The organism is Shimia thalassica (genome assembly GCF_001458215.1).
In the GTDB taxonomy this organism is placed as follows: domain Bacteria; phylum Pseudomonadota; class Alphaproteobacteria; order Rhodobacterales; family Rhodobacteraceae; genus Shimia; species Shimia thalassica.
The window spans coordinates 399829-415116 of the sequence record NZ_CYTW01000002.1 but is presented as its reverse complement, the minus strand read 5'-3'; the positions used below and the strand labels follow the sequence as shown (position 1 = coordinate 415116).

The 15288-nt window shown below is 53.5% G+C and carries 12 protein-coding genes; 10 read left to right on the top strand and 2 right to left on the bottom strand.

What is annotated here, in order from left to right; translation table 11 throughout:
* Positions 1–33 precede the first annotated feature (33 nt).
* The 6 genes from miaA (at position 34) to PH7735_RS11875 (ending at position 7586) form a co-directional block, all read left to right on the top strand.
* Complete coding sequence (gene miaA / locus PH7735_RS11900) at positions 34–918, top strand: tRNA (adenosine(37)-N6)-dimethylallyltransferase MiaA (protein WP_058311589.1); 885 nt, start codon at positions 34–36, stop codon at positions 916–918.
* 52 nt (positions 919–970) lie between these two features.
* Positions 971–1888 carry an AraC family transcriptional regulator gene (locus tag PH7735_RS11895; RefSeq protein WP_233488310.1) on the top strand — a complete coding sequence of 306 codons (918 nt, stop codon included), beginning with the start codon at positions 971–973 and terminating at the stop codon, positions 1886–1888.
* A 426-nt stretch (positions 1889–2314) separates the two neighbouring features.
* Positions 2315–3400 (top strand): ABC transporter permease, encoded by a 1086-nt coding sequence (locus PH7735_RS11890; protein ID WP_058311588.1) that lies wholly within the window; start codon positions 2315–2317, stop codon positions 3398–3400.
* A 15-nt stretch (positions 3401–3415) separates the two neighbouring features.
* The gene (locus PH7735_RS11885; RefSeq protein ID WP_058311587.1) at positions 3416–4870 is read left to right on the top strand and encodes an ABC transporter permease; all 1455 of its coding nucleotides are present in this window, start codon (positions 3416–3418) and stop codon (positions 4868–4870) included.
* Between the two features lie 99 nt (positions 4871–4969).
* Positions 4970–7057: a dipeptide ABC transporter ATP-binding protein gene (locus PH7735_RS11880; RefSeq protein WP_058311852.1), complete on the top strand. Its 2088-nt coding sequence runs from the start codon at positions 4970–4972 to the stop codon at positions 7055–7057.
* Positions 7058–7250: 193 nt separating this feature from the next.
* Positions 7251–7586, top strand: coding sequence for an antibiotic biosynthesis monooxygenase family protein (locus PH7735_RS11875; protein WP_058311586.1), 336 nt, complete (start codon positions 7251–7253; stop codon positions 7584–7586).
* 12 nt (positions 7587–7598) lie between these two features.
* Here the strand turns inward: PH7735_RS11875 and PH7735_RS11870 are convergent, their stop codons facing one another.
* Complete coding sequence (locus PH7735_RS11870; protein ID WP_058311585.1) at positions 7599–8744, bottom strand: cytochrome-c peroxidase; 1146 nt, start codon at positions 8742–8744, stop codon at positions 7599–7601.
* A gap of 92 nt (positions 8745–8836) precedes the next feature.
* Positions 8837–9424, bottom strand: coding sequence for a lytic transglycosylase domain-containing protein (locus PH7735_RS11865; protein ID WP_058311584.1), 588 nt, complete (start codon positions 9422–9424; stop codon positions 8837–8839).
* Positions 9425–9629: 205 nt separating this feature from the next.
* Here PH7735_RS11865 and PH7735_RS11860 point away from each other — a divergent pair, with 205 nt between their 5' ends.
* The 4 genes from PH7735_RS11860 to PH7735_RS11845 all read left to right on the top strand — a co-directional run bounded on the left by PH7735_RS11860 (position 9630) and on the right by PH7735_RS11845 (position 15287).
* On the top strand, positions 9630–10142 hold the full coding sequence (locus PH7735_RS11860) for a single-stranded DNA-binding protein (RefSeq protein WP_058311583.1): 513 nt from the start codon (positions 9630–9632) through the stop codon (positions 10140–10142).
* 150 nt (positions 10143–10292) lie between these two features.
* Positions 10293–11588 (top strand): site-specific integrase, encoded by a 1296-nt coding sequence (locus PH7735_RS11855; protein WP_145865322.1) that lies wholly within the window; start codon positions 10293–10295, stop codon positions 11586–11588.
* Positions 11585–13147, top strand: a complete 1563-nt coding sequence (locus PH7735_RS11850) for a site-specific integrase (RefSeq protein ID WP_058311581.1) — start codon at positions 11585–11587, stop codon at positions 13145–13147. Before PH7735_RS11855 ends, PH7735_RS11850 begins: the two co-directional genes overlap by 4 nt.
* The gene (locus PH7735_RS11845; protein WP_058311580.1) at positions 13140–15287 is read left to right on the top strand and encodes a hypothetical protein; all 2148 of its coding nucleotides are present in this window, start codon (positions 13140–13142) and stop codon (positions 15285–15287) included. Before PH7735_RS11850 ends, PH7735_RS11845 begins: the two co-directional genes overlap by 8 nt.
* Position 15288: the final 1 nt, after the last annotated feature.

Below are 15288 nucleotides of genomic sequence, written 5' to 3'. Positions count from 1 at the left end.
GACCCAAACCGGCACAAAAAACTGAGAGTGCACATGTCTACCCTGCCCCAAATCTCTTCCGAACAACCCGTTTTGATCGCCGGCCCCACCGCCAGCGGCAAGAGTGCACTCGCTCTGGAGATCGCAGAGCGGCAGGGCGGCGTGATCGTGAATGCCGACGCCATTCAGGTTTATGATAACTGGCGCATTTTGACGGCCCGCCCCCCGAAAGAAGACGAATTGCGGGCTCCTCACGCACTTTATGGGCATTTGCCGTATGACGCCGAATACTCGGTCGGGCATTGGTTGCGCGAGGTTGCCCCCCTGCTTGAGGAGGGAAAGCGCCCGATTATCACAGGCGGAACAGGGCTGTATTTTACCGCGCTGACAAAAGGATTGGCCCATATCCCGCCAACCCCACCTGAAATTCGCGCCGAGGCCGATGCAAGGGTCGCCACAGAAGGGTTCAGGGCCCTTCTGGCAGAGCTTGATTCCCAAACCACACAGCGAATCGATCAGTTGAACCCGATGCGGGTCCAGCGCGCATGGGAAGTTCTGCGGGCAACGGGGCGCCCACTTGCTGCGTGGCAAGACGACACGCCTGCCCCGATGCTGGCTGAAACCGACTGTGTGCCGATCCTGTTCGATGTGGACCGCGAATGGTTGAATGCTCGCATCGCCCGACGGTTCCAGATGATGCTTGATCTTGGTGCTCTGGATGAGGCGCGCCACAATCTTGAGCGCTGGGACCCCAGCCTTTTATCGTCAAAGGCCATTGGCGCCCCCGAACTCATCGCGCATCTGCGCGGAGAGTTGCCACTGGACGAGGCACAGGAACGCGCCACAATCGCCACCCGCCAGTTCGCCAAAAGGCAGCGCACTTGGTTTCGCTCAAAAATGAAGAGTTGGTTCAAATTTCAGCCAGAATCCGCCGTATGAAACCAGATACGCCCTTGCCGGTTTCGAACGTCTCTGTCAGTAATTCCCGCCAATGGCAGAGAAAAGTGTTCATATTCCCTCATTTTTGACGCGACCGCCTCAAACCGGCGGATCGCAGGGCATTCACCGTGAAAAGCCCGTTTCTGCAGAACCCAGCACCACCGATCACTCTGCGATCCATGTGATGACGCTTGCCCAGATGACCCTTGATGGCGCTTGGCATCTCGAGCAATTGCACATGCGGGATCATCACCTGCTAATCTGGATCACGCGCGGACAGGGGCGGCTTTTGTTACATGGGCTGCGGCGTGGGTTCGGCGCGCATAACGCGATTTTCATTCCCGCAGGCAAGCTGTTCGCGATGGACACCGGCCGCCACATTCAGGGGCAGGTTCTTGTGGTGCCTGCCGACGGGCGTGTGCAACTGCCCGACCGCACCCAACAATTGCGCATGCAGGACGGGTTGGCACAGGCCGAACTGACGGGGCTGTTTGACGACGTGCGCCGAGAAATTCATGAGAACCGCAGTTTTCTTGCCGAAGCTCTGATTGCCGAAGCCTCCCTGATGTCGATCTGGCTGCGGCGCCAGATGCAACTGGTTGGTGCGCAACCTCGGGCAACCGCCGCTGAACGTATCGTGAGACGGTACTGTGATTTACTGGCCGATTCGTTTCATACCGGCAAATCCATGGCGTCCTATGCGGATGAGTTGGAGATCACGCCGACGCATCTGACCCGTGTCTGTCGACAATGTGCGGGAATGACTGCGGCGGATATGCTGACACAAATGATCCAGCACGAGTCCCGAATGCTTCTTAAGCACAGCGACATGCCGATTAACGAGATCGCCAGCGAGCTGGGATTCGGCAGTGCCGCTTACTTCTCGCGCTTTAGCCAGCAGCACTTTGGGGCCAGCCCCAGCCAGATTCGCAAAGAATCGCCCAAAGGTTTCCTAACCGCTCAAAAATGATCCGCGCCCGCAACATGTCGGAAAAAGCCGATACGCGTGTCGCTTTTCGTCCTCCAAATGACGATCAAGAACATTGACCTATGCCGGTTTCTGGTGCCGAATAAGAAAGAAGACGCTCATCACGCCCGAAATCATCAGGTTTTGAGGTGTAACAAAACAACAATCGGTTCTTAAAGAGCGCGGAACCAGCCAAGGGGGAAACATGACGCAAGCATTTGCCAGCGCCACTGTTCTTGTTACAGCACTTTTTCTGATGACCGCTCTGTCACGCCATATTATGCCGAAACCAGTGCGCGCAAGAACCGCCTCCAAAACATAAAGTCATAGACGCGCCGTCCGACAACCGGACGGCTTTTTTGTCTTTGTACGCCCTAAAAACCGGGGATGTACAAAAGGCCCAACAAGAACAGACCAACAGGGGACCATATGGGACTGTTTATCCTTAGAAGGGTCGGAATGATGATTGTGACGGCACTGTGCCTGACCTTCATCGTATTCTTCATGACCAACCTTTACCCCAACCTCGAGAAACTCGCCAAATCGCAAGGCAACTTCCGCATGAGCGATGAGGCCGTTGAAACCTATCTCGGGGAACGGGGCTATCTTCAGCCAACGCCAATCAAATACGCCCAGTGGCTGGGTCTGATGCCCGGCTTTGTAACCGAAAAAGAAGACGGAAGCATCGTCGGAAAATGTGTACGCCCCGGCGTCGCGCCCGAGGACACACCGCGGTATTGCGGAATTCTGCAAGGGGATTGGGGCTTTTCAACGGTTTCCAAAGCACCCGTTGCGGATGTCTTGGGCAAACGGTTGGCCAACACCGGCAAACTCATGTTCTGGGTGATGGTGGTCATGGTGCCCTCGGCCCTGATCATTGGCGTGCTGGCCGGCATGAAAGAAGGCAGCCGCACGGACCGGACCCTGTCCACCGTATCGATCCTGTCCACTGCGACACCGGAATATGTGTCGGGTGTGATTTTCATCGCAATGCTGGCATCGACACGACATGGTCTTGGTCCGTGGTTGAACGAAATGGGCATTATCGAAGGTAAATCGCTTTTCAAAGGGTCGGCCAAAACCGCCATGGACAGCGCAAACCTTCAGAACTTCACCCTTCCGGTGCTGACCGTCGCCCTCTACGGCATGGGCTATATTGCCCGGATGACTCGAGCGTCGATGGCCGAAGTCATGACCGCCCAGTACATCCGGACCGCCCGCCTAAAAGGCGTTGCGTTTCGCAACATCGTCATGAAGCACGCCCTTCGGAACGCATTGATCGCGCCGTTTACGGTTATCATGCTGCAGTTCCCGTGGCTGCTGAACGGTGTCGTGATTGTTGAAACCCTGTTCTCCTACTCCGGCTTTGGCTGGCAGCTGGTGAATGCGGCAGGCAACAACGATATCGAGATGCTTCTTGCAGTCTCGGTGGTGTCCGTTGTGGTTGTTCTGGTGACACAGCTGATTTCGGATATCGGCTATGTTTATCTGAACCCGCGTATCCGCATTTCTTAAGAAGGAGCCAGACTAATGGAACCAATTACCTGGACTGGCGCTCTTGGCCCTGTTTTGAACCCCATGTTCACATGGGTCGGGATGGCCTTCGTCGTCGCGGTCGCTTTGCAAGTTGTTGCCTCTTTCGTTTTCCGCCCTGCCCCTGTGGGTGCGGTGATGACAGGAGGTGCTGCAAACGGCCCGAAAGAATACGTTGATATCGCATCGAAGTACCTGTTTTTCGCTCTGGTCGTGCTGGTTGTGCTGTATCTGGCTGCGGGGCTGGTGATGCCCTTTGGCAAAGCAGGCATTATCGGCGCCGTGTCGGCGCGTCTTGCACCGGTGTGGATCGCTCTTTTTGTGACCTTCACCCTGTCGTTCGTCTACAAGCGTCGCCTTGGACTTTATGGCAAGCTGTTTGATAGCACGATTGGCATGATCGGCTTTGGGCTTGTGATGTTCTGGGTCTATATGGCGGTGTTTGCCGGCCTCTTCGACCTGATCGCAACCCATGATCCCTTGTCGCAAGTGTCGCGCATGAAGAACAAGCTGCCCGGAACACCGGTGGCCGGGCTGGATCCGGCGACCTGTGGCCACAGCTGCTGGTACCTTCTGGGCGGCGATAACCTGGCTCGGGACGTCTTTAGCCGTATGGTGCACGGCAGCTGGATCGTGGTGCAGATTGCGCCCCTTGCCACGCTGTTTGCCTTTATGGTCGGGATTACGCTGGGCCTTCCGGCGGGCTACTTCGGTGGCAAGCTGGACACTGGTCTATCGTTCCTTGCGAACCTGATCCTCGCCTTCCCTGTCATCCTGCTGTTCTATCTGCTGGTGACACCGGAAATCGTGGCGACGGGTATTCCGAACTATATGGCGACTGTGTTGTTCATCTTTCCGCTGATCTTTGTCGCGGTCCTGCTGAACTCCCGTTTCTACACACGTCCGCGCCTGAGAACACCGCTGCTGGCAGGTGTCATGGTTGTGATGGGCTGGCTCTATCTGTCTTTGATCTCGGCACCGGGATCGAAGATCAACATCCTGCCTGGATCGCTTGACCTGTTCGACATCGCCTCGGGGATCCTTGTGGTCTTTGTGTCCGTGGTGTTTGTCAACTCGCCCACCGTGTTTCGTATCGTGCGGGGGCTCGCGCTGGACATCCAGACGCGTGACTATGTGGCGGCTGCGCAGACCCGTGGTGAGGGACCGTGGTACATCATGCTGTGGGAGATCCTGCCCAACGCGCGTGGGCCGTTGATCGTCGATTTCTGCCTGCGCATTGGCTATACCACGATCCTTTTGGGAACCTTGGGGTTCTTTGGTCTGGGTTTGCCACCGGAAAGCCCGGACTGGGGGACAACCATCAACGATGGTCGCAAGTTGCTGTCGATCTATCCGCACCCTGCTCTGGTTCCGGCCTTTGCCCTGCTCAGCCTGGTATTGGGGTTGAACCTGTTGGCTGATGGCCTGCGGGAGGAAAGCTTGCGCGATTGATAATCTGGTGGAACCGGGGGCCTGCCCCCGGGCCCCCGGAGTATTTGAAGAACAATGAAAGGGGCACTGCCCCACCGCTCCAAACAGGGAGACTGGAACATGAGTAAAATGGAAGACTATGACGGGCCGATCCTCGAGATTGACCGCCTGTCGATCTCCTTCTTCACACGACTGAGAGAAATTCCGGCCGTGATGGATTTCTCGGTGCGTGTCATGCCCGGCGAGGCTGTTGGCCTTGTTGGGGAATCAGGCTGTGGTAAATCCACCGTGGCGCTTGGCGTGATGCAGGACCTTGGCAAGAACGGCCGGATCGTTGGTGGATCGATCAAGTTCAAAGGGCGCGATCTTTCGGAGATGAGCGACGACGAACTGCGCGACGTGCGCGGCAACGAAATTGCGATGATTTACCAAGAGCCCATGGCCTCGCTCAATCCGGCCATGAAAATCGGCAAGCAGCTGATGGAAGTGCCGATGATCCACGAGGGCATTGGCGAGAAGGAAGCTTATAGTCGGGCGCTGGAAGTTGTCACCGACGTGCGGCTTCCCGACCCTGAACGCATGTTGAATTCTTATCCGCATCAGCTTTCTGGAGGGCAGCAACAGCGCATCGTCATTGCGATGGCTTTGATGTCAAAGCCGGCGTTGTTGATTTTGGACGAGCCTACCACGGCCCTGGATGTGACAGTCGAGGCTGCGGTGGTCGAACTGGTCAAGGATCTGGGCAAGAAATACGGCACATCAATGCTGTTTATCTCGCATAACCTTGGTCTGGTTCTGGAAACCTGTGACCGGTTGTGTGTCATGTATTCTGGTGAGGCCGTTGAACGGGGCTCTATCGAAGATGTGTTCGACCACATGCAGCACCCGTATACGCAGGCCTTGTTCCGGTCGATCCCGCTTCCCGGGGCGGATAAAAATGCCCGCCCTCTTGTGGCGATTCCCGGCAACTTCCCCTTGCCGCACGAACGTCCGCCCGGCTGCAACTTTGGTCCGCGGTGCGACTATTTCGAAAAGGGCCGCTGTGATGCGCAGGACATTCCCATGTCTGCGGTGGCCGGGTTTGACCGCCACACCACGCGGTGCGTCAAGTTTGAAGAGATCGACTGGGATGCGCCGCTCGAACTGGCCGACCAGAAGGAAAAAGGTGAAATTGGCAAGGTTGTTCTGAAGATGGACAACCTCAAGAAATATTATGAAGTGGCTGCCAATGCCCTGTTCGGTGGGGGCGAGAAAAAGGTCGTCAAAGCCAACGAAACGCTTTCGTTCGAGGCGAGAGAGTCTGAAACGCTTGCGATTGTGGGTGAATCTGGCTGTGGCAAATCCACGTTCGCCAAGGTTCTGATGGGGCTTGAGACCGCCACGGATGGGCAAATTCTGTTGGATGGCAGCAACATCGAACAGATCCCGATCGAGAACCGCAGCACCCAGACCGTCGCCGATGTGCAGATGGTTTTCCAAAACCCGTTTGATACGCTGAACCCGTCCATGTCGGTGGGGCGCCAGATCATGCGGGCGCTGGAAATCTTCGGGGTTGGCGACAGCGAGGCGGCCAGACGCAAGCGTATGTTGGAATTGCTTGATCTTGTGAAGTTGCCGCGTGCCTTTGCGGATCGGATGCCGCGCCAGCTGTCAGGCGGACAAAAACAGCGTGTTGGCATTGCACGGGCCTTTGCGGGCGATGCGCGCATTGTTGTTGCAGATGAACCTGTGTCGGCGCTGGATGTGTCGGTGCAGGCGGCAGTGACCGATCTGTTGATGGAAATTCAGCGTGAACACAAAACCACGCTTCTGTTCATCAGCCATGACCTTTCGATTGTGCGCTATCTCAGTGATCGGGTGATGGTCATGTATCTGGGCCATGTGGTGGAACTGGGCACGACCGATCAGGTCTTTAGCCCGCCCTATCACCCCTATACCGAGGCGCTTTTGTCGGCGGTGCCCATTGCGGACACGTCTATCGAAAAGCAGCATATCGTTCTGGACGGGGATATCCCCTCTGCCATGAACCCGCCCCCCGGCTGTCCCTTCCAAACGCGGTGCCGCTGGAAATCGGAGGTGCCCGGCGGACTTTGTGAGAAAGAAGTGCCGCCAGTGCGCGTGCTGGACGGAGACCATCAGGTCAAATGCCATCTTGCAGATGATATTCTTGCCCGGATGGAGCCCGTTATCAAAATCGCCGCTGAATAGGCTTGGCGGTAAAGTCAGAAGTCACAGCGCGTCGCCCCAGCGGGCGGCGCGTTTTTCTTTGCCTTCGCGTCGTGTTCGAAGCGAAGGGAATCCACCTAATGTCTTGGCCACGTCCTCGCGACAATTCATACGGCAGGCTTGCCCTGGAGGCCGCACTGCGCCATGAAAGTCCCAAGCAACTCAAAGGAAACCCATGTCCCGCTTTGCCCCCCTTCCCGAGCCGCCCTATTACGCCGTCATTTTCACCGCACAACGCACCGAAGGCGATTTCGGTTACGGCGCGATGGCCGACCAAATGGGGGAACTTGCCCAAAACCAACCCGGATATCTGGGGGTTGAAAGCACCCGAGACGACGCCGGCCTTGGCATCACCGTGAGCTATTGGGCGGATGAGGACAGCCTGAAGGACTGGAAAGACGTGGCCCAACATCTTTTGGCCCAGAAGCTTGGGAAAACCCGCTGGTATTCCTATTACACCCTGCGTGTGGCCAAAGTTGAACGCGCCTATGCGGGGCCAGAAGGGCGTTAACCGTCGGGTCGTCTAGTCTTCCTCCAGAAGATGTTCGTAACGGGCGTCGGTCAGTGTTTTCATAAACGCCACCAACGCATCAATCCGGTCATCTTCCAGAGCTGGTCCTTCGGTCAATTCGGCAAAAGACAAAGAATGCGCGACCTCTGGCACATCCCAGACCTTGTTGGTTTCGGGGTTTATCTGGCGGGCAGCCGATTTCGTGTTGTAGCGATTATAAAACAGTACAACGGTGCGCAGATCTTCGAAAACACCGTTATGCATATAGGGACCGGTGACCGCAACATTGCGCAGTGTTGGCACCTTGTATTTCCCCTGATGGGCGGGGTCGTTCACCGCAGGATTTGCAAGCAAGCCATCGTCCACCACGTTCTTTCCAACACCATTCATCGCCCTTGCCTTGTGGTTCACGGGCGTGCCGATGTTGTGATACTCATAGTTTGAAAAGGTTTCTTTGGGGTCGATCGCGCTGCGTTGCAATTGGTGACACAGGTTGCAGTTGGTGAATTGCTGCGAAAAGAACAGCAACCGGCCCAGCTCTTCTTCGCGGGTCAATTGCACCTCACCGCGCAAGAACCTGTCGTATTTTGAATCAAACGGCGCGAAAAAGTCGGTTCTTTCAAAAGCGGCAATGGCTTTTGTCATCGCAGCATAGGCGGCATCAGCGTCATCAAAAACCGTTTCAGAGAACAGCCTTTTCATCGCGCTGACATATCCCGGATTTTCTTGCAGGCGCCCTACAACACTGGCTTTGTCGGGCATTCCCATCTCGATCGGGTTCAAAGGCGGGCCGCCGGCCTGCCCCTCAAGGTCGGCTTCGCGACCATCCCAAAACATTCCGCCAACATATTTGCCGTCTTTGTTGATGTGAAACTCGGGGACAAATGCCGCATAAGAGGCCGTGGGCGCCGATCGATCCCCCAAAGAGACACCATCATCACCAAGGCTGACCGCTTTGCCCGCATCCGTTTCGCGCGGGTCTGTAAAGCCGTTTTCGGGATCGTGACAGGAGGCACAGGATTGTGTCCTGTTTTTTGACAAGTTTTCATCAAAGAACAGGGCCTCGCCAAGGCTCTCAATCGTTTCAAAGACAGGTTCGGCCATCGCCCCCGTTGAAATGACAAGGCCAATTGCGAAACCAGTAAGAAAACGTGCCATCGGGCATCTCCAGCAAGTACAATGACGTCGCATGTAAAGCGGTCACTGCGCTCTAACCTTAATCCAGATCAAAATGCTAGGGTATTTTTAGATCAACTGCCCCAGATGATCCGCACATAGTTGCGGGTCTCTTTATATGGGGGCACACCGCCATATTTTTTGACGGCTTGAGGACCTGCGTTGTAGGCTGCCAAAGCAAGCCTCCAAGATCCGAAGTCTTTATATTGCAAAGACAAATACCGCGCGCCGCCATCAAGATTCTGATAGGGATCGTTTGGATCAACACCCAGAGATTTTGCGGTTTGCGGCATCAATTGAGCCAGCCCCATAGCGCCTTTGTGGGATTTGGCTTTGGCATTCCAGCCGGATTCCTGCTGCACCAGCTTGAGAAACAGATCCACCGGAACCCCGTGGCGCAGCGCAGCTTCACGTGCCATCGCCAGATAAGGCCCTTTGTATTTCCCTTTGAAACTGCCATCCCCCCATTTGCTGGGCGTGTAGATCGGCACAGGTTTGAGGCGCACAGAGTTTTTGTATTGCTGTTTGGCACGCGTATCGAGCACCTTGGTCTGCGACCTGAACAGTTTTTTGTTTGATTTCGACGACGTGTAATCCGCCGCCAAAAGCGGGGATGTCACTAGTCCGGCAAACAGTCCGGCAACAATCAAGCGGCACTTCATCAGGTGTAACCTGCCTCACGTAGGTCATTCCTGCGCAATATAGACGAAATTGTTATGGAATATCCAGTTTCTTCATCACCCGACTTCGGGCGGCTGTTTTTTGCTCAGTGTGTAAGGGAAAATCTCACGAATTAGGGTTCCATTAAACTTGTTGGAATGGTCTATGCTGGCGCGGACAAATTAAGATTCTGAGGGGAGAAGGCGTATGGCCGGGTCTGTGAACAAAGTCATCATCGTGGGTAATCTGGGGGCCGACCCAGAGGTCCGTACTTTCCAGAACGGCGGCAAGGTCTGTAACCTGCGCATCGCAACTTCGGAAACGTGGAAAGACCGCAATACCGGTGAACGTCGTGAAAGAACCGAGTGGCATACGGTCGCCATTTTCTCAGAAGGTTTGGTGCGTGTTGCCGAGCAATACCTGCGCAAAGGCTCCAAGGTTTATATCGAAGGCAAATTGCAAACGCGCAAATGGCAGGACCAGTCCGGCAATGATCGCTATTCAACCGAAGTTGTCCTGCAAGGTTTTGACGCCACGCTGGTAATGCTTGATGCGCGCAGCGGCGGCGGTGGCGGCGGTCAGGGTGGCGGCTACGGTGGTGGTGGCTACGGCGACCAGCAGGGCGGCGGCTATGGCGGCGGCTATGACAGCGGTGCGCCTTCTGGTCCATCGGGTGGCGGTGCGCCGTCCCGTGATCTGGATGATGAAATCCCGTTCTGAGAGTAACATAAATCAGAATTGTAGATTTACGAACGCCAACCGACTGTAAAGATGTAAGAAAAGCCTCAAAAGTGTAAACTTTTGAGGCTGACAAGGGGGCGTGATTCCGAAACCAATTGAAATGTAAATTTTTGATTGGTTGACGCTCCTGTGCCAAAACAACGTAATATCATTTTTGCCAGTGGCGAGCGGTTCAGCTACCTCGAATCTGAGGGCTGCCTACCCGACTTTTGGTCGACACTGTTTGTTACTGTTGAGTTGCGCTCCAAGCTTTCTCAGAACACCATCCTCAGTGTTCTGACCTCAATTCGTCACTTGAGACTCTGGGAGTACGTTAACGAAAGAGATCTAATCTCAGAGCTTGCAGATGGGAAATTTTTGACGCCCATCGACATCGAGTCGCTATATGAACACTTCACTCTCACGCGTTCCGAGGTTGAAAGAAGTCTGAATATCCAGAAGTCGAATGATGTGATTTCAATGCAAATCCATCACCCGCACAGTTTGCCTGCTTTGGAAACCGTTAGCACTCATCAGCAAAAAAACAGAATGAGTGTCGCAGCCCGCTTTATGGTTTTTGTCGGAAAAACCATGCACCGTCACTCCAGTCATCGCGCCAATCTTTACCACGAGCTAGATGAAATGGCGGCAAACATGCACGCGAAGGCGCCAAAAGTGCGTCGTAGTTCAGGGATTCAAATCGACCCCAACTACCGCTCTGCCCCTCCCGAGATCTACGACGAAGTCCTGCGCCTAGTCCGCGTAGATAGCCCACAAAACCCATTCCGCGCAAATGTTCGTCTGCGCAATCAAGTGATGTTCGACATTTTGTTTGAAACGGGGGCACGGGGCGGAGAAATACTCGGCCTCCAGATCGGGGATATTGATTGGGCACAGCGAGTTCTAAGGATCGTTCGACGCCATGATGACGCTAACGACACCCGCAAGCATCAACCGGTTGCTAAAACCGAAGAAGGGCAAGTTTATGTATCTGAAACGTTGGCCGGTGACCTTCACCAATACATAATGAAGCATCGCGCCCAAATTGCCGAGGCTCGGCGTCATCCATATATTTTTGTTAACCATCGCAAGGGTGCCGGCTATGGGCAGCCAGTGGGTATTGTGACCTTCAAAACGAGAATTGCCAAGCCGGCATCACGCCGGACACCGGAAATTTTCAATGAAATCACGCGACATGGCTTTCGCCACAACTTCAACTACCGCCTCTCAAAAAAAATTGACGAACAAAATGCCCTTACGGCGAATGATCCCTCTGAAAAGCGCATCTCGCAAAAAGAGGAGATACAGATTCGTATGCGCTTGAATCGTTGGCGTTCAGAGAAGACGGCAGAAACATACAACTTAAGGCACATTAAACAGAAAGCGGATCGCCTAATGCAAAGCCAATTGGACGAAATTGCCGAAATCAAAGGGAAATCATTGTGAACTCCATTGAACCCTCATTGGCCAGAAGCACTAAGGTTGAACGTTCAAAGTTCCTACGCTCCAAAGCCGGTTATAAGTTTGATTTCTGGGGCAACACCTGGCAACTGGACGGTGGCGTTAGCCTAAATCTCTCGTCCCTAAGTGAGCTACTTGAGAATCAGACCACTCTTTTTGAAGCGATAAGGTACACGCTTGGGAGGTTGGCCGTAGAGGCTTCATCTGACTACACCTCCGGCTGTATCAATAATACATTGTTTTTCCTGAGGTCGCCGCATTTCACGGGCGAACCAATAACTGCCTCTCAACTCAAGAATTATCGCGCTTCATTGGAACCCGAAAACGAATACAGGCTCGGTCACTTTAGGGGATTTTTGCGAACGTTGGCCGACTACGGTCAGAGCGGCTTGGCTCCGGACGTCGTACCCTATCTCCACACACTCAAACTCCGAGGCAACAAAAAAGGGGCCGCAGTGGAACACCGATGCCCTTACAGCGGACCATTTACTACGACGGAACAGGCGGCCGTGTTGGTTTGGGCAACAAATGAATTTGAGGAAGGCAAAATCTCACTCAAAGAGTATGCATGGTTTTTTTGCTCATTTGTTACTGGTCGGCGCTCCGTGAACTTACGCGCCTTGCGCGGAAAGGATCTCAAGGCAAACGATGAAAATGGAGTTCGTGAGTTTCGACTTGCTGTGCCAAGGGCCAAACAACGGGGCGCTCCATATCGTAACCAATTTCGCGAAATTCTTATTAGCGAAGATTTGTACCTATTGCTCAAAAACTTGGCTGAGAGCGTTTGCAATCGGGTTAGGGAATGCCTTTCCGAAGACGTTCCGATTGATGTCCTACAAGAGTTGCCTGTTTTCTCACATGATGCACGCATCGAAGAATTACGTTCTTTGAGTGACCTGAATAGAATTCTAAGGGAGACGCCTGACTACCTGCATGCCAACGGGCAGAAGACCTCCTACATTATCGAGAAATTGTCTCACATGTGCACGGCCATATCAGAACGAACCGGCGACACCATCCACATCACACAAACACGAATGCGGCGAAGTCGAGCCACTAACCTCGCAAGAAAAGGCATCGGCGGCACTGAGTTGGCCTATCTATTGGACCATTCAGATACCCAGCAGATTGGTGTTTATACAGAAAACACTCCCAATGTTGCCGAACGGATAGACGAAGCCATGCTCCCTGCTTTAGCCCCCTTGGCAATGGCTGCCCGAGGCATGCTCATCGAGTCCGAAAGAGATGCAATCCGAGCCAATGATCCAAACAGCCGGGTACATAAAACCGGAGGCACAACTATGGGAAATTGCGGAAATGAAGGTTTTTGTGCTGGGGGCATCAAGTCTTGTCTTGTCTGCACACAGTTCCAACCATGGATGGACGCGCCTTGGGGTGACTTGTTGTCAGAGCTTTTGGATGAACGTGACGAACTTCGAAAATCCAATGCCGGCAACGGCGTCCTTCAATCGTACGATCTACAAATCTCACGATCCTTCGCGATCAAGACTGCTGTTGAACAACTGAGGCCTGAAAATGAGTAAAGTGGTCGTCTTTATTCCCCAAAACGACACCGATGGAGCTCGCAACCTTCGCGATTTTGTCAGTTTTGCTCGCGATGAGCTGACATTGTTCGAAGACCAGGGTGGATTTTTGGTGGACAAGTGGGAGTACAAGTCAGGAATCCATAAAACCTCAGTCCAATTTTCCCAAGCAAAAATGCAGAAGCGCAACTTAGGCCAACGGGAAAATGTGCCCTTTGAACAACCATTTATGGATTTTGCCAAAGCCTATATTCGAACGCACCTTACGAAACGGCTCACCACAGCGATTACCAAAAATATCAATGCACTACGCTACGTTTACGCTGCTCTGGTGGAAATTCACGGAATACCGGACATATTGAAATTGGACGGTATCGTTCAGGGAAAAGCCGTCGAATTGATCGAGGCAAATGGAAGAATGGGTCCCGCAGCCCTGTACCGTTTTGGTCAAGCGCTAGAAAAACTTTACGACGATGTTAGAGTAAACAAAATTGTAATTGATCTGCCAATCTGGAGAAACCCTTGGAGCCGACCTCGCGAGAGGTCCATGGGCACCTCTGAAAAGGACAAGAAGTGGCAGGAAGAGCGATGCCCTTCTATGCACGAAATGATGTGCGTTATGGACGCATTCAATCGCGCCGAAACAGTTCCTGACAAGTATGCAACCAGTCTTATTATCATGCTGATCTTCGCGCCAGGTCGGGTATCAGAACTAAATCATCTGACCCACGATTGCTTGACGATAGAAGAATATGAAGAATCCGGTGAAACAAAGCGGCGAATGGGAGTCCGCTGGCATTCAGCCAAGGGCTACGGCGAGACTGTGAAATGGGTTCCCAAAGTTATGGAGCCCGTCGTTGAAATGGCAATTGGGCGTCTCCGTGAAATAAGCGAAGAACCAAGAAAAGCAGCGGCTTTCTACAATGAGAATGAAAGTGGCTTTTTTGTCCATGAGCGGTGCTTGACCTCCAGCGACTTCAACCAATGCGGGCCCTTGAACGGATATCAGATCAATGCGGCGCTCGGGTTAACGGCGCCTCCAAAAGTCTCTGATGCAAGCCTCAAAAACACTGAAAACATCCCAAAGAGCATTGCTCTGGGAACAAATTTTGGGTCACCAGAACTTAACAAGCATTTTTGGGATCACGTCGTTGGCCAAGAAAGCATAACCTACGAGGATTTGGGAGACCTGGCTAGGCGGATGTTGCCAAGAGACTTTCCAAACATTTCGGGAACCCAAATAAAATTGAAAGACTCACTGGTTGTTACTTGGGAGTTTGCAACCAATCGGCAATACAAAACCAGGCCATATAAATTGGTTGTTCCAACCTTCGCTTCAGAATTTGTCAATCATGCTCTGGCCAGACGCCACAACAAAAGCGGTGGAAGATCTGCATCCATCTTTGACATTTTTGACTTAAAGAATGAAGACGGGTCTGAAGTAAGGCTAACCAGCCACCAACTTAGAGTTTGGCTGTCCACTAACGCTGAACGCGGGAATATGGAGAGTCTTGAACTAGCCCAATGGGCCGGGCGCCTTCGCATCGACGATAATCGCCACTATGACTTGAGAACTCCAGCTGAGAGAGAACAACAAGAACGTGAGGTTCTCGACTTACTTCCAGCTTCGCAATCCGCTCTTCAACAAGCCAAGCTAAATGGCCCTGTATCCTATGAGGCTCTTGGGCACAAAGACCGATTGGGCATGGCGGAAATAACGAAGTGGGGGTTCTGTGAACACGACTTCGCCATGGAGCCATGCACCAAGGGTGGCAACTGCCTGACCTGCAAGGAACACTGCGTCATCAAGGGCCTATCTGATAACCTTGAGAAAATCAGGTTAGAAGAGAAACTCGTTGAGGCCGAGTTTGACCGGGCCCGCGAAGCTGAAGGCCTGAACTACTTCGGGGCGTCTCGGTGGGTAGATCATCTGGGTTACCGGCTAGCGCTCATCCGAACCCAGCGTCTGAGACTAGAAGATCCGGAAACGCCCGAGGGATCAATTATCCGTATTCCAGATGAGTACGATACAAGCCAAACCAAAAGGGCGCTTCAAAACGCTGGTTACGAAACCGAAATCGTTGATTTAGCAGACGAGAAGCTGTCTGACGACTATCTCCGCGGCCTCCTGAGTATTTGAA

What these genes read in the sequence shown, in the direction of transcription:
- PH7735_RS11880 (WP_058311852.1), top strand. Translation starts at nt 4,970, where the DNA reads ATGAGTAAAATGGAAGACTATGACGGGCCGATCCTCGAGATTGACCGC.
- PH7735_RS11845 (WP_058311580.1), top strand. Translation starts at nt 13,140, where the DNA reads ATGAGTAAAGTGGTCGTCTTTATTCCCCAAAACGACACCGATGGAGCT.
- PH7735_RS11890 (WP_058311588.1), top strand. Translation starts at nt 2,315, where the DNA reads ATGGGACTGTTTATCCTTAGAAGGGTCGGAATGATGATTGTGACGGCA.
- PH7735_RS11895 (WP_233488310.1), top strand. Translation starts at nt 971, where the DNA reads ATGGCAGAGAAAAGTGTTCATATTCCCTCATTTTTGACGCGACCGCCT.
- PH7735_RS11870 (WP_058311585.1), bottom strand. Translation starts at nt 8,744, where the DNA reads ATGGCACGTTTTCTTACTGGTTTCGCAATTGGCCTTGTCATTTCAACG.
- PH7735_RS11885 (WP_058311587.1), top strand. Translation starts at nt 3,416, where the DNA reads ATGGAACCAATTACCTGGACTGGCGCTCTTGGCCCTGTTTTGAACCCC.
- PH7735_RS11875 (WP_058311586.1), top strand. Translation starts at nt 7,251, where the DNA reads ATGTCCCGCTTTGCCCCCCTTCCCGAGCCGCCCTATTACGCCGTCATT.
- PH7735_RS11865 (WP_058311584.1), bottom strand. Translation starts at nt 9,424, where the DNA reads ATGAAGTGCCGCTTGATTGTTGCCGGACTGTTTGCCGGACTAGTGACA.
- PH7735_RS11860 (WP_058311583.1), top strand. Translation starts at nt 9,630, where the DNA reads ATGGCCGGGTCTGTGAACAAAGTCATCATCGTGGGTAATCTGGGGGCC.
- miaA (WP_058311589.1), top strand. Translation starts at nt 34, where the DNA reads ATGTCTACCCTGCCCCAAATCTCTTCCGAACAACCCGTTTTGATCGCC.